Genomic DNA, 14648 nt, shown 5'->3' with positions numbered 1-14648 from the left:
CGGCCAGCCGTACGCCGACGTGGAAAGGATTTTATGAAAAGCAAAGAGGTCGCGGGCTCAGTACGACACAGGCCCTGGTGATCCTGGCCCGCAAGCTTGCCCGAGTGGTATTTGCACTGTTGAAGGGGGAGGACGAATACCAACCGAAAGTCGGTTGAGGGCTTCCCCTCAACCATAGAATCTCCCACAGGTTTTTTGTTGATTTCAGAATGTGCGGATGAACCGGTTTTCATGACAGTTTTGTTTCAATCGGCACTTTAGCTGTGCAATGCTGGCGCGCAGACCGTTAGCCAACTACAGCTTAAGTACACAAAGTAGAAAACGCGCGGCACCGTCAACTTGCCCCTCTGGGGCGCCTGCAATCACAGGGGGCCAGTATGCTCACCCTGCTCAATCTGCTCTCCGCCGTGGCCCTGCTGATCTGGGGCACGCACATCGTCCGAACCGGCATCCTGCGGGTCTACGGTTCCAATTTGCGCCATGTGATTGGCCAGAACATGTCCAAGCGTGGGCTCGCGTTCATTGCCGGCATCATCGTCACCGCGATGGTGCAGAGCAGCAACGCCACGGCCATGCTCGTCACCTCGTTCGTCGGCCAGGGCCTGATGGCGCTGACCCCGGCGCTGGCCACCATGCTCGGCGCCGACGTCGGTACGGCGCTGATGGCGCGGGTGCTGACGCTCGATCTGTCGTGGTTGTCGCCGCTGCTGATTTTCGTCGGGGTGATCTTCTTTCTGTCGCGCAAACAGACGCGGCTCGGGCAGATGGGGCGCGTCAGCATCGGGTTGGGCCTGATCATTCTCGCGCTGCAACTGATCGTCGAAGCCGCTGCGCCGATCACCCACGCCCAAGGGGTGAAGGTGATTTTCGCCTCGCTGACCGGCGACATCCTGCTCGACGCCTTGGTCGGCGCGTTGTTCGCGATGATTTCCTACTCGAGTCTGGCCGCCGTGTTGCTCACCGCGACTCTGGCCGGGGCTGCGGTGATCAGTCTGCCGGTGGCGATCGGTCTGGTCATCGGCGCCAATATCGGCAGCGGCGTGTTGGCGTTCATGAGCACCAGCATGCAGAACGCCGCCGGCCGGCAAGTGGCGCTCGGCAGTCTGTTGTACAAGCTGATTGGCCTGCTGCTGATCATCCCGGTGCTCGACCCGCTGGTGCACTGGATTGACAGCCTCGATTTCAGCCCGCAGGAAATGGTCATCGGCTTCCACCTGCTCTACAACACCACGCGATGCCTGATCTTGCTGCCAAGTGTCGGGCCGATGGCGCGGCTGTGTGCCTGGTTGCTGCCGGAGCGCAGCGAAGTCAACGGCACGGCCAAACCGCGCCATCTGGATCTGACCGCGCTGCTCACGCCGAGCCTGGCGCTGGCCAACGCGGCCCGGGAAACCCTGCGTCTGGGCGACCTGATCGACAATATGCTCGAAGCGATGCTCGATGTGCTGCGCGGCAAGCAGACTGCCGTCACTCAGGAAATGCGCCGCATGACCGATGACGTCGAGGCGTTGTACAGCGCGATCAAGCTGTATCTGGCGCAAATGCCACGCGAGGATCTCGGTGAGCGCGACAGTCGACGCTGGGCCGAGATCATCGAGCTGGCGATCAACCTCAAACTCGCCAGTGATCTGATTGAGCGCATGCTGCGCAAGGTGCAGCAGCAGAAGACTTCGCAGCGTCGTTCGTTCTCCGAAGTGGGGCTGGAAGAGCTGGCGGATCTGCACAGTCAGTTGATTGCCAACCTGCGGCTGGGGTTGTCGGTGTTTCTCAGCGCCGACCCGGAAAGCGCCCGCCAGTTGCTGCGCGAAAAACGCCGTTTTCGCGCACAGGAAAGGCGTTTGGCCCACGCGCATGTCAGCCGTTTGCAACGCAGGATCGTGCAGAGTATCGAGACCAGTTCGCTGCATCTGGAGCTGATTGCCGACATGAAGCGCTTGAATTCGCTGTTTTGCAGCAGTGCTTATGTGGTGCTGGAGACGGCTGATACGGGTGCACTGGCGGCGGATGATATGGCTGACATTACGCATTCGCCTTGAACGTCTGGGGCTGGGGCCAGTCAGTAACACAGAGTTCAGTCTCAAGGGCCTCATCGCTGGCAAGCCAGCTCCCACAGGGTTTTGTGAGCGCCGTAAATCCTTGTGGGAGCTGGCTTGCCAGCGATGGGGCCCTGACTGACAACACGGATCTCCAATTCAGCCGTATGGAAGCTCGTTATGCGTTGCCTGTTGTTCGCTTGTGTATTGCTCGGTTCCTTGCCCGCGTTTGCCCTGGATCGTTTTCAGGTTGAAGGCTATGCCCTGCCCAACGGCTTGCAGCTGATGCTCAAACCCGGCACCGAACGCGGGCATGTGGCGATCCGGCTGGTGGTCGGCGTCGGCCTCGATGACTTCGATTGCGCTGACAAAGAGCTGCCGCACCTGCTCGAACACCTGCTCTTCAGCGGCATCGACGCCACGGGCGAAGGCGGCCTCGAAGAACGCATGCAAGCGCTGGGCGGCGACTGGAACGCCTTCACCAGCAACGCCGACACTACCTTCGTGATCGAAGCCCCGGCGAAAAACCAGCGCAAAGTCCTCGATCTGTTGCTGGCTCTGCTGACGCAAACCCGCATCGATGACAACGCAATCAACGCCGCCAAACGTGTGGTCGAGCGCGAGGACGGCGGGCATTACACGCGTCTGCAACGCTTCCTTGACCGCCAGGATCTGGGCCACACCGCGAGTAATCAACTGGCGGTCGAACTGGGTCTGAAATGCCCGCAGCGCGCCGAAGTCGGCGGCCTGACCCAGGAGCAACTGGAGAAGGTGCGCGCGGCCTGGTACGCGCCGAACAACATGACTTTGATCGTGGTCGGTGAGCTGGACAAACTGCTGCCGGCCTATCTGGAACGCGCCTGGGGTGCGCTCGAAGCGGTCGATCCGAGCGAGCACCGTCCATTGCCGGACATCCGCGTCAGTGCCGCCCATGAGCGCACGCTGACGCGCGGCTTCATCGGCGACAGCGCCAAGCTGCACTGGCTGGTGCCGGAGCCGGTGCTGGAGGAACGGCACGACGAAACCTTCGACCTGCTCAAGGATTATCTGGATTGGGCGCTCTATCGCCAATTGCGCCTGCAACATGCACTGTCTTACGGGCCGTGGGCTGATCGACAGGTGTTCGGCGGTGTAGGTTTCATGAGCCTCAACGCTGACCTTGATCGGGATGACGTTGCCCAAGCTGAGCAGGTGCTCGAAGACCTCAAGGCCGATCTGCTGAAAAACGGGCTTGATCCTGAGACGTTCGCTCGCCTCAAACAGGCAGCCATTGCCCATCAGGCCTGGGCGGTGCAAGGCAACAGTGCCATGGCCGACTATTATTGGAGCGCGCTCGGTGACTACGATGACGGCCGTTTCGCCGATCCCGCCAGAGAGCTGCAAGGCGTGACGCTGGAAGCGGCGAACAAGGCCATGCGCGAGTTGCTGCTGCAACCGGGTTATTTGCGAATCGAGAAGCCGTTGCTCAGTGATGATCAAGTGCTGTGGCTGGCGGCGGGTGGATTGGGCGTGTTGATCCTGCTCCTGCTCGGCTGGCGCCTGCACCACCGTCAATCAGCCAAACACTGACCTGTGGCGAGGGAGCTTGCTCCCGCTTGGGTGCGCAGCGCCCATAAAAATCCTGGGTCTGCTACGCAGCCCAGCGGGAGCAAGCTCCCTCGCCACAATGTCCTGCGGGAGGTACTCTGTCGGGGTTTTTTCCTAATGTGTAGCGAAGCGCCCAAATGTCCAAACTGACCCTGCTGATCCAGCGCATTCTCGAGCTTATGAAGCGCTATCCGGGGGTCATTGCGCTCGGTGGATTTATCTCCGGGGTCGGCAGTTTCATTCTGGTCGACCGGCAACAGGGGCTGGCGAGCTGGATCACCACGATCATGCTCCTGAGCTGGATCTGGCTGATGCTGGAAAACAGCCTGACCAAGCTGTTCACGCGGATCTTCAAGCGCGAAATCCCGCCGCCGCTGCTGCGCTACGCGACGCAGATGATCCACCAGGAAAGCCTGTTTTTCGTCCTGCCGTTCTTCTTCATCACCACGACGTGGAACAGCGGCCAGCTATTCTTCACCGGGATGCTGTGCATCTCGGCACTGATTTCGATTGTCGACCCGCTGTATTACAAATGGCTGGCACCACGGCGTTGGGCGTTTCTCGCGCTGCACACGCTGACGCTGTTCGCCGCCCTGCTCACCGCGCTGCCGGTGATCATGCACCTGACTACTGCGCAGAGTTTCAAATGGGCGCTGGGGATTGCCGTGGTGCTGTCGTTCCCGAGCCTGGCGTCGATCTTCCCGATCCGCACCGTGCGTAACGCCTTGGCGATCCTCTGTATCACGGTCGGCATCGGTGGCCTTGGTTGGGTACTGCGCTCCTGGGTACCGCCAGCCACGTTGTGGATGACCGACGTGGCGATCAGCACGCAATTGCAGGATCGCACGCCCGGCGCGAGCCTGGAGAAAGTCAGCGCCGAGCAGATTCGCGGCAGCGGGCTCTACGCCTACACCGCGATCAACGCGCCGCGCGGGCTGGACGAGCGGATTTACCACGTGTGGAAGTTCAACGGTAAAGAGGTCGATCGAATCGCTCTCGATATCCACGGTGGGCGCAAGGAAGGCTACCGGGCGTGGACGCACAAGCAGAATTTCCCCGGCAACCCGGCGGGCAAATGGCAGGTGCGGGTGCTGACCGAGGACGGTCAACTGATCGGCGTGCTGCGCTTCGAAGTGACCGACAGCACACCGGTCAAAGAAAAGTAACCGGGTTCGTGCTATTACCTATGCCAGCGTATTTAGCCGAAAAAGCACGGAGCTTATGACCAGCAGCTCGATCACCGGTAGTGCCCAACTCGACACCTCGACCTCCCCTGCGCAGCTTCGGGTTAGCGGTGACTGGACGCTTGCGCATTACGCCGAGCTCAAGCGACTGAGCGCCACCCTGCGCGGGCAGTACGACGGCAACGCCGCCATCGACCTCAACGGCCTCGGCGCCCTCGATACCGCGGGTGCGTCGCTGCTGGTTGAATTGCTCGGCAGCGAGCGGCTGGGCAAATCCGCCGAACATCCCGATTGCACGATTTCCAATGCTGACCGCGCGCTGCTGCAAACCGTTTACCAGTCGATGACCGACTTCTGCGTGCCGGTCAGGGAAGCGGAAGTCAGCGTCAGCGTGCAGTTGCTGACGCGCATCGGTCGCGCCGTCGACACGGTCTGGCAAGACACCCTGCAACTGCTCGGCTTCGTTGGCCTGATCCTCGAAACCATCGCCCGTAATCTGTTCCGGCCCAAGCGTTGGCGCATTACGCCGATGGTCGCGCACATCGAACAGACCGGCCTCGATGCCGCACCGATTGTGGCGCTGCTGACGTTTCTGGTCGGCGCCGTCGTCGCGTTTCTCGGCGCCACCGTATTGGCCAGTTTCGGCGCGAGTATCTTCACCGTGGATCTGGTCGGCTTCGCGTTCCTGCGCGAGTTCGGCGTGCTGCTTACCGCGATCCTGATGGCCGGCCGCACCGCCAGTGCCTTCACTGCGCAGATCGGTTCCATGAAGGCCAACGAGGAAATCGACGCGATCCGCACGCTGGGCCTCGCCCCGATGGAATTGCTGGTGGTGCCACGCGTGCTGGCGTTGCTGGTGGCGCTGCCGATGCTGACTTTTCTGGCGATGCTCTGCGGCATCGTCGGCGGTGCGGTGGTGTGTGCGGTGTCGCTGGATATCTCGCCGGCGATGTTCCTCTCGCTGCTGCAATCGGACATTGGCATTCAGCATTTTCTGGTCGGGTTGGTGAAGGCGCCGATCTTCGCCTTCCTGATCGCGGCGATTGGTTGCCTGGAAGGCTTTAAAGTCAGCGGCAGCGCCGAATCGGTCGGAGCGCACACCACCTCCAGCGTGGTGCAGTCGATTTTCGTGGTGATCGTGCTCGACGCGGTAGCCGCGCTGTTCTTCATGGAGATGGGCTGGTGAGTCGTTTACCCCGCGCGCCCGCCGAGGCGGTGATCGAAGTCCGTGGCCTGTGCAATCGCTTTGGCAGCCAGAGTGTGCACGAAAACCTCGATCTGGATTTGTACAAAGGCGAGATTCTGGCTGTGGTCGGTGGTTCCGGCAGTGGAAAATCGGTGTTGTTGCGCAGCATCGTCGGATTGCGCCGACCCAGCGAAGGAATCGTCAAAGTGTTCGGCCAGAACCTGCCGAGCCTGTCCGAGCATGAGCGCTCGCTGATCGAACGACGCTTCGGTGTGCTGTTCCAGAAAGGCGCGCTGTTTTCTTCGCTGACCGTCACCGAGAACGTCGCCCTGCCGCTGATCGAACACGCCGGCCTGAGTCGCGAAGATGCCGAGCATCTGGCCGCCGTCAAACTGGCGCTGGCGGGGCTGCCGTTATCGGCGGCGGACAAATACCCCGCGTCCTTGTCGGGCGGCATGATCAAACGCGCAGCGCTGGCCCGCGCGCTGGCGCTGGATCCGGACATCCTGTTTCTCGACGAACCGACGGCCGGCCTCGATCCGATTGGCGCGGCGCAGTTCGACCAACTGATCCTGACCCTGCGCGATGCGCTGGGCCTGAGCGTGTTTCTGGTGACCCACGACCTCGACACGCTCTACACCATCACCGACCGCGTGGCGGTGCTGGCGCAGAAGAAAGTGCTGGTGGCCGATGCCATCGACGTGGTCTCGGAAACCGACGACGCGTGGATTCACGAATACTTCCATGGCCCTCGCGGCCGCTCGGCGCTGGACGCCGCCAAACTGCTTAACGAGGTCTGACATGGAAACCCGAGCCCATCATGTATTGATCGGCCTGTTCACCGTGATTGTGGTGGCGGGCGCCCTGCTCTTCGGCCTGTGGCTGGCCAAGTCCAGTGTCGATACCGAGTTCAAGGATTACAACGTGGTGTTCAACGAGGCGGTCAGCGGTCTGTCCAAGGGCAGTTCGGTGCAGTACAGCGGGATCAAGGTCGGCGACGTGGTCAGCCTGCGCCTCGATCCGCAGGACCCGCGCCGGGTGCTGGCGCGGATTCGCCTGGGTGGCGACACGCCGGTCAAGGAAGACACTCAGGCCAAACTGGCCCTGACCGGGATCACCGGCACTTCGATCATCCAGCTCAGCGGCGGCACGCCACAAAGTCCTCAGCTCAAGGGCCACGACGGCAAGCTGCCGGTGATCGTCGCCTCGCCCTCGCCGATCTCGCGGCTGCTCAATGACAGCAATGACTTGATGAGCGGGATCAGCACACTGTTGAACAACGCCAACCAGATGTTTTCCGCTGAGAACGTCACGCGCATCAGCGCCACCCTCGCCCACCTTGAACAGACCACGGGCGCGATCAACGACCAGCGCGGTGATCTGCGCCAGGCGATGCAGCAATTGGCGACCGTCGGCAAACAGGCTGGCAGCATGCTTGAACAGACCTCGGCGCTGATGCGCAACGCCAATGGCCTGCTCAACGATCAGGGCAAACAGGCGCTGGGCAGTGCCGAGCAGGCCATGAAGTCGCTGGAACAAAGCAGCGCGACCATCAACGGCCTGCTGAGCAAGAATCAGAACTCTCTCGACAGTGGCATGCAAGGCCTCAATGGCCTGGCGCCGGCCGTGCGTGAACTGCGCGAAACGTTGTCTTCGCTACGCGCCATCTCTCAACGTCTGGAGGCCAACCCCAGTGGTTACCTGCTGGGCAGTGACAAGAACAAGGAGTTCACGCCATGAAGCTGTCGCACCTCGCCCTCCTCGCTGGCGTCACCCTGCTCGGTTCGTGTTCGATCCTGCCCAAGTCCGAGCCGCTGGATGTTTATCGCTTGCCGGTGGCTCAGGCGCCCGCCTTGGCCAGTTCGGCGGCGGCTCAGCATTGGTCGCTGCGGTTGAATAAATTGCAGGCCAGCGAAGCGTTGAACCGGCCGACCATCGCGGTGATTCCGCAGGGTGATCTGCTCAGCAGCTACAAGGCTTCACGCTGGAGCGATCCGGCGCCGGTGCTGCTGCGCAATCGGCTGCTCGACGGCTTTCAGCGTGACGGCCGGGTGACGCTGTTGAGTACCGACGACAGCAACTTCCAGGCGGACCTCGAGCTGGGCGGCAACTTGCAGGCGTTTCAGACCGAATATCAGGGCACGCAGGCCAGCGTCGTGGTGCGCCTCGACGCGCTGCTGGTGCGCGGCTACGACCAGCGCATCCTCGCCAGCCGCCGCTTCGAGGAACGCCAGCCGCTGAACGATGTGCAAGTGCCGGCGGTAGTTGCCGGGTTTGGCCAGGCGAGTGATCGTCTCACCGCGAAAGTCGTCGCTTGGGCGGTCGATCAAGGGCAGAAACTCGCGCCCTCACCGCGTCCTTGAAGTCAGTTACTGCCTTTGTGGCGAGGGAGCTTGCTCCCGCTGGGCTGCGCAGCAGTCCTCGCTTTTAAGGTGAAGCGAGGGCCGCTTCGCGACCCAGCGGGAGCAAGCTCCCTCGCCACAGGGGATCTGTTTGGCCAAAGGATTGTGATCAGCCGAAGAACCAGTAGCAGACCGCGATGGCGCCGATTACTCCGGCCAACTCGGCCAGCAACGCACAACCCACCGCGTGCCGTGCGCGCTGAATGCCCACCGCGCCGAAGTACACCGCCAGCACATAGAACGTGGTTTCGGTGCTGCCCTGAATCGTCGCCGCCACCAGCGCCGGGAAGCTGTCGACGCCCGAGGTCTTCATGGTCTCGATCAGCATCGCCCGCGCGGCGCTGCCGGAGAACGGTTTGACCATCGCGGTTGGCAGCGCATCGACAAAGCGTGTGTCCCAGCCGGCCCACTCCACCAAGTGGCGGATGCCGTCCAGACCAAAGTCCAGCGCGCCCGACGCACGCAGCACACCGATCGCACAAAGCATCGCCACCAGATACGGCAGCAGGTTCTTGGCGACGTCGAAGCCCTCTTTCGCGCCTTCGACGAACGCTTCGTAAACCTTGACCTTGCGCAGCGCGCCGATCACCAGAAACAGCATGATCAGCCCGAATAACGTGAGGTTGCCAAGGATTGACGACAGGCCCGCCAGCGCGGTGGCCGACATGGTCGCCAGCAACGCCATGAAGCCGCCAAGCAGCAGCGCGCCGGGGATCAGATACGCCAGCACCACCGGGTCCCACACGCGCAGGCGTTGCATGAACGCCACCGAGAGGAAGCCGACGATGGTCGAGCAACTGGTCGCCAGCAGGATCGGCAGGAACACCAGCGTGGGATCCGGCGCGCCTTGCTGGGCGCGGTACATGAAGATCGTTACCGGCAGCAGCGTCAGGGATGAGGCATTGAGCACCAGAAACAGAATCTGCGCGTTGCTGGCGATGGTCGCGCTTGGGTTGAGTTCTTGCAGCGCCTTCATGGCCTTCAGGCCGATCGGCGTGGCGGCGTTGTCCAGCCCCAGGCCGTTGGCCGCGAAGTTCAGGGTGATCAGGCCCAGTGCCGGGTGACCGGCCGGGACTTCCGGCATCAGCCGCAGAAACAGTGGCCCGAGCACTTTTGCCAGCCAGTCGACGATCCCGGCCTTCTCGGCAATCCGCAGAAAGCCCAGCCACAAAGTCAGCGTGCCGAACAGCAGGACCATGACTTCGACCGAGAGCTTGGCCATGGCGAAAATGCTTTCGACCATCGCCGCGAAGATCCCGGCGTTACCGCCGACCAGCCACTGCACCAGCGCCGACACGGCTGCCACGATGAAGAAGCCAAGCCACAGGCCATTAAGCATCAGTCAAATCCCCCGGAAGATGCGGCGAATGATAACGGGGTCGCCAGAAACGACAAACCCCGGATTTCTCCGGGGTTTGTCTGTGTGCCTGGCGGCAGTTGCTTAGTGCTTGGAAATCTCGCCAGCCGGCAGCTTTTCCTTGCTGCGCCAGTGCGGCAGGGAGTTCCAGTAGCGCTCGCCCTTGGCGTCGTCGTACATGCCTTCCCAGCGCGAGATGACCAGCACGGCCAGGGCGTTGCCAATCACGTTCAGTGCGGTACGTGCCATGTCCATGATGCGGTCGACACCGGCGATGAATGCCAGGCCTTCCAGCGGAATACCCACGCTGCCCAAGGTGGCCAGCAGCACCACAAAGGACACGCCCGGTACGCCGGCGATGCCTTTGGAGGTGACCATCAACGTCAGTACCAGCAGCAATTGCTGGCTGATCGACAGGTCGATGCCGTACAGCTGCGCGATGAAAATTGCCGCGATGCTCTGGTACAGGGTCGAACCGTCGAGGTTGAACGAGTAACCGGTCGGCACCACGAAGCTGCAAATGGCCTTCGGCGCGCCGTAGGCTTCCATCTTCTCGATCACGCGTGGCAGCACGGTTTCCGACGAAGCGGTGGAGTACGCCAGCACCAGCTCATCCTTGAAGATGCGCATCAGCTTGAGCACCGAGAAGCCGAACAGCTTGGCGATCAGGCCCAGTACCACGAAGGCGAAGAAGGCGATGGCGACGTAAACCAAAATCACCAGTTTGGCCAGCGGCACCAGCGAGGCGAAACCGAAGTTGGCCACGGTCACTGCGATCAGCGCGAACACGCCGATTGGCGCGTAGTTCATGATCATGTGAGTGACTTTGAACATGCTCTCGGAAACGCCCTGGAACATCTTCACCAGCGGCTCGCGCAGGTCCGATTGCAGGCTCGACAGACCGAGACCGAACAACACGGAGAAGAAGATGATCGGCAGCATTTCGCCGCGGGCCATGGCCGCGAAGATGTTCGACGGGATCAGGTTGAGGATGGTTTCGATGAACGCGTGTTCATGCTGAACCTCGGCGGCAGTTGCCTGGTACTTGGAAATATCCACAGTGCCCAGGGTGCTCATGTCGATGCCGGTGCCCGGATGGAACACGTTGGCCAACACCAGACCGACCAGAATCGCGATGGTCGTGACGATTTCGAAGTAGATGATGGTCTTCAGGCCGATGCGCCCGAGCTTCTTGGCGTCACCGACACCGGCGATGCCGACGATCAGGGACGAGATGACGATCGGAATCACGATCATCTTGATCAGACGGATAAAGATATCGCCTGCTGGTTGCAGGACGTTGCTGATCCACCACGCCTTCTCGGCACTGAAGTGGTTGAGCAACGCACCAATTGCAATCCCCAATACCAGACCGATGAGGATCTGCCAGGCGAGGCTAAGCTTTGCCTTCTTCATATCTTTACCCTTACTTGCGTTTGACTCAGGCACATGCAGGAACTGGAACGCTCTTTAGCGGAAAAGTCTGTGCATCTGCCTCCGTATAAGGTGCCCCGGGACGCGCATTAGCGGCTCTCCGGCAGGCGAAAAAAGGCGCAACTATTCCGATGCAAGGTTGCGACGTCTAATGCCGTAAACGCCTACCCTATGCCGAATCGGCATGAGCTTTTTTAAACGAAACTGGCGTCCCAACCGGTTCGAATATGACATTTCAGCAGGCATAAGTGCCGTGAACCGGCCATTTCAGCGCAGGTTGGCTGATTTTTAAACAACTGAATTCAGTCCGAAATTTCGGAAAAAGCCTACATTCGAAGGCGAAAAGTCCGTCTGTTTAAATCGAAGCTTTCTCGATATACGGTCGCCACGAAACACTGCGAAATGTTTTCGTCGGCATTTTGCTTGGGAAAATTCTGAGCAGGACGCTCTAGATCAACGTTTTGTTCCGGCCAAGCCCTGCGCAAGTCCGTCTCACCACCTGGGGTGGGCGAACCTGCGGCGCAGCTTTTACCCTGACCCGGCCCTCAGCGCAGGCACTCCCTGTACCCGTAGGTCACTCCGACCCTGCAACAGTCAGAACATCCCGGCCCCATGGTCATGCGCCGGCCTTCATCGGGTGGGCGCAGTAGAGGGCAGCGGGGAGCTGCCCTCATGTTCGAATCTCAGACCAGCACTCGAAATCAGTACCAGTGCGGATCTTTCTTCAATGTTTCCATCAACAGATCCTGCATGCCCTGATCAGGTTTGCCGAAGAACCGATAAGTTGCGTGGCGCGTCGGCGACTTGTCGGCGGGCAGAGCCTCAGGCACATCGACCAGCATGCCGTAGGCATCGTCCTTGTCGAAACTGAAGGCCACGATCAAGCGGTGGTTCAGGCACTTGTCGGCACTTTCGCAGAGCGGGCCGACCAGATACTTGTCACCGTCCTCAGTCACAGCGTTCATCTGCTGTTCCGAGGTACCGGACAGGTTCATCACCCATTCCGGCAGGCGTTCTTCGTTCTTGACCACGCCTTGCCAGGTTTCGCGGTACTGCGGGTCGGTGTTCAGTATCTCGTTGACCCGCGTCTGGCCATCATTGGCCGCCATCGCCATGGCACTACCGCCCATAAGCAGGGCGGCTGCCAGTGTCTTTAAAGCACTCATGGTCAACCTCGACCGCGACGGCCAAAGAAGAACGACACAACGAACATCACCAGGAACACGACAAACAGGATCTTGGCGATACCCGTGGCGGTGCCCGCGATACCACCGAAGCCCAGTACTGCAGCGATGATGGCAATGATCAGGAAAGTGATTGCCCAACTCAACATGGTGATTCTCCTTGCTTCTATTTAGGGGTAGTGCTGGTCTCGACGCGGTTACGTCCAGATTCGGTTAAAAGATCCAACGCTCTTCACGTGGCATGTCGCCCAGCGGCTGCGGCTGGTCGACGTCCATCATGCGCATCGAGGCGTTGTCTGCCTGAGTGCTGCTGACGGCGCTGAAGTGCTTCTGCGTGGTGTGCTGGATCGAGATCAAAGGCTCAGGCTGCTGGCTGTTTTCCCAGCGCAGGTACTGCTGACAAGCGATCAACGTGATCAACAATGCGAGTACAGCAAACAAGCCCTGCTGGATATGCAGTGGCGAGATACGCATTTGGGCGGCACGTTGGCGAGTCATCCTGAGTTCCTCACTCTTGTTCGGTTGGGGCAATTGTTGTTTTGCCCGGGCTGACTTATGTATTGCAGCCTGCATGCCAGTTTTTTATTTACAAAAATATCAATAAAATCAATAGCTTGAGTGTGATACGCAAATCTTGCACGACGCATCCTGCACGATGGGTCGTTCGTGGTCGTGCGGATTGCACGATTATTTCGCAGGAGAATTGATTCTTTTTGAATTGAGGGCAGGGCGCGGATGTCAGAAAAGAACACAGGCAATCGCCTGTAACTCGAAATTTGTTTAAAAAATCAACAAAATCAGCGTATTAGCCATGAGCGCAGGAGAGGGCTACCCTCCAATGGCCAGCATCGTTCAGAATCAACCATGCAACTTGCCCGATTTTTCCGGGACTAACCCAGGACATTCACTTTTGGAGCGTAGGAATAATGGAATCTGCCACTGAGCACCAAGGCCGCATTCTGCTGGTGGATGATGAATCCGCCATCCTGCGAACATTCCGTTACTGCCTTGAAGACGAAGGCTATACCGTCGCGACCGCCAACAGTGCGGCCCAGGCTGATGCGTTATTGCAGCGTCAGGTTTTCGATCTGTGCTTCCTCGATCTGCGTCTGGGCGAAGACAACGGCCTCGATGTATTGGCGCAGATGCGCATTCAGGCGCCGTGGATGCGTGTGGTGATCGTCACTGCCCACTCGGCGGTCGATACGGCGGTAGATGCGATCCAGGCGGGTGCCGCCGACTATCTGGTCAAGCCGTGCAGCCCAGACCAATTGCGTCTGGCCACCGCCAAGCAACTGGAAGTGCGCCAACTCTCGGCGCGCCTCGAAGCGCTGGAAGGCGAGATCCGCAAACCGAAGGACGGTCTCGATTCCCACAGCCCGGCGATGAAAGTCGTACTCGAAACGGCGCGGCAAGTCGCCGGCACCGACGCCAACATTCTGATCCTCGGCGAATCCGGCACAGGTAAAGGTGAACTGGCCCGTGCCATTCACGGCTGGAGCAAGCGCGAGAAGAAATCTTGCGTGACCATCAACTGCCCGTCGCTGACCGCTGAATTGATGGAAAGTGAACTGTTCGGTCACAGTCGCGGCGCATTTACCGGCGCCAGCGAAAGCACCTTGGGTCGAGTCAATCAGGCTGACGGCGGTACGCTGTTTCTCGACGAGATCGGCGATTTTCCCCTGACGTTGCAGCCAAAGTTACTGCGCTTCATTCAGGACAAAGAATACGAGCGGGTAGGCGATCCAGTGACCCGCCGGGCCGATGTGCGAATCCTCGCTGCGACCAACCTGAACCTTGAAGACATGGTGCGCGACGGGCGATTCCGTGAGGACTTGTTGTATCGCCTGAACGTCATCACCCTGCATCTGCCGCCGCTGCGTGAGCGGACCGAGGACATTCTTACCTTGGCCGACCGATTCCTCGCGCGTTTCGTCAAAGAATACGCGCGCCCGGCCCGAGGCTTCAGTGATGAAGCGCGAGAAGCCCTGTTGGGTTACCGCTGGCCGGGCAACATTCGCGAACTGCGCAACGTGGTCGAGCGCGCGAGCATCATCTGTCCGCAGGAACGCGTTGAGATCAGCCACCTCGGCATGGCCGAACAACCGGCCAATAACGCGCCACGGGTCGGCGCGGCGCTGAGTCTGGACGAGTTGGAGAAGGCGCACATCGGCGCGGTTCTGGCTACTGCCGGCACCCTCGATCAAGCCGCCAAGACCTTGGGTATTGACGCCTCGACGCTGTATCGCAAGCGCAAGCAGTACAACTTGTGAGCGCCCGG

At 60.4% G+C, this 14648-nt stretch carries 13 protein-coding genes and 1 pseudogene; 9 read left to right on the top strand and 5 right to left on the bottom strand.

Annotated elements, in window-relative coordinates; translation table 11 throughout:
- The 8 genes and pseudogenes from ACP7EE_RS23705 to ACP7EE_RS23670 all read left to right on the top strand — a co-directional run.
- Nucleotides 1-158 (top strand): annotated as a pseudogene (locus ACP7EE_RS23705) (IS110 family transposase); the annotation flags it as partial.
- 219 nt (nt 159-377) lie between these two features.
- Nucleotides 378-2036 (top strand): Na/Pi cotransporter family protein, encoded by a 1659-nt coding sequence (locus ACP7EE_RS23700; RefSeq protein ID WP_426237131.1) that lies wholly within the window; start codon nt 378-380, stop codon nt 2034-2036.
- Nucleotides 2037-2213: 177 nt separating this feature from the next.
- The gene (locus ACP7EE_RS23695; protein ID WP_426237129.1) at nt 2214-3602 is read left to right on the top strand and encodes a M16 family metallopeptidase; all 1389 of its coding nucleotides are present in this window, start codon (nt 2214-2216) and stop codon (nt 3600-3602) included.
- Nucleotides 3603-3757: 155 nt separating this feature from the next.
- Nucleotides 3758-4786 carry a DUF5924 family protein gene (locus ACP7EE_RS23690; protein ID WP_426237127.1) on the top strand — a complete coding sequence of 343 codons (1029 nt, stop codon included), beginning with the start codon at nt 3758-3760 and terminating at the stop codon, nt 4784-4786.
- A 55-nt stretch (nt 4787-4841) separates the two neighbouring features.
- Entirely contained in the window at nt 4842-5990 is a 1149-nt protein-coding gene (locus ACP7EE_RS23685; protein WP_426237125.1) for an MlaE family lipid ABC transporter permease subunit, read from the top strand.
- Nucleotides 5987-6790, top strand: a complete 804-nt coding sequence (locus tag ACP7EE_RS23680) for an ABC transporter ATP-binding protein (RefSeq protein ID WP_426203616.1) — start codon at nt 5987-5989, stop codon at nt 6788-6790. The genes ACP7EE_RS23685 and ACP7EE_RS23680 overlap by 4 nt, the downstream gene beginning before the upstream one ends.
- 1 nt (nt 6791) lies before the next feature.
- Complete coding sequence (locus ACP7EE_RS23675; protein ID WP_426237123.1) at nt 6792-7730, top strand: MlaD family protein; 939 nt, start codon at nt 6792-6794, stop codon at nt 7728-7730.
- Entirely contained in the window at nt 7727-8353 is a 627-nt protein-coding gene (locus ACP7EE_RS23670) for an ABC-type transport auxiliary lipoprotein family protein (protein WP_426237121.1), read from the top strand. Before ACP7EE_RS23675 ends, ACP7EE_RS23670 begins: the two co-directional genes overlap by 4 nt.
- A gap of 148 nt (nt 8354-8501) precedes the next feature.
- Here the strand turns inward: ACP7EE_RS23670 and ACP7EE_RS23665 are convergent, their stop codons facing one another.
- From ACP7EE_RS23665 to ACP7EE_RS23645, 5 genes are all read right to left on the bottom strand, one after another.
- Nucleotides 8502-9731 (bottom strand): nucleoside recognition domain-containing protein, encoded by a 1230-nt coding sequence (locus ACP7EE_RS23665; protein ID WP_426203622.1) that lies wholly within the window; start codon nt 9729-9731, stop codon nt 8502-8504.
- Nucleotides 9732-9833: 102 nt separating this feature from the next.
- Nucleotides 9834-11165: a glutamate/aspartate:proton symporter GltP gene (gene gltP / locus ACP7EE_RS23660; protein ID WP_420650032.1), complete on the bottom strand. Its 1332-nt coding sequence runs from the start codon at nt 11163-11165 to the stop codon at nt 9834-9836.
- A gap of 719 nt (nt 11166-11884) precedes the next feature.
- Complete coding sequence (locus ACP7EE_RS23655) at nt 11885-12349, bottom strand: inhibitor of vertebrate lysozyme family protein (RefSeq protein WP_426237119.1); 465 nt, start codon at nt 12347-12349, stop codon at nt 11885-11887.
- A gap of 2 nt (nt 12350-12351) precedes the next feature.
- Entirely contained in the window at nt 12352-12516 is a 165-nt protein-coding gene (locus ACP7EE_RS23650; RefSeq protein WP_003380232.1) for a DUF1328 domain-containing protein, read from the bottom strand.
- Between the two features lie 64 nt (nt 12517-12580).
- Complete coding sequence (locus ACP7EE_RS23645; protein WP_426237117.1) at nt 12581-12865, bottom strand: hypothetical protein; 285 nt, start codon at nt 12863-12865, stop codon at nt 12581-12583.
- A 428-nt stretch (nt 12866-13293) separates the two neighbouring features.
- Between ACP7EE_RS23645 and algB the strand changes: the two genes are divergently transcribed.
- On the top strand, nt 13294-14640 hold the full coding sequence (algB, locus tag ACP7EE_RS23640; protein ID WP_420650029.1) for a sigma-54-dependent response regulator transcription factor AlgB: 1347 nt from the start codon (nt 13294-13296) through the stop codon (nt 14638-14640).
- Nucleotides 14641-14648 lie beyond the last annotated feature (8 nt).

The organism is Pseudomonas sp. TWP3-2 (assembly GCF_049897765.1).
Taxonomy (GTDB): domain Bacteria; phylum Pseudomonadota; class Gammaproteobacteria; order Pseudomonadales; family Pseudomonadaceae; genus Aquipseudomonas.
Note: the sequence above shows the minus strand (reverse complement) of the source record. Positions and strands in the feature narration are given on the sequence as shown.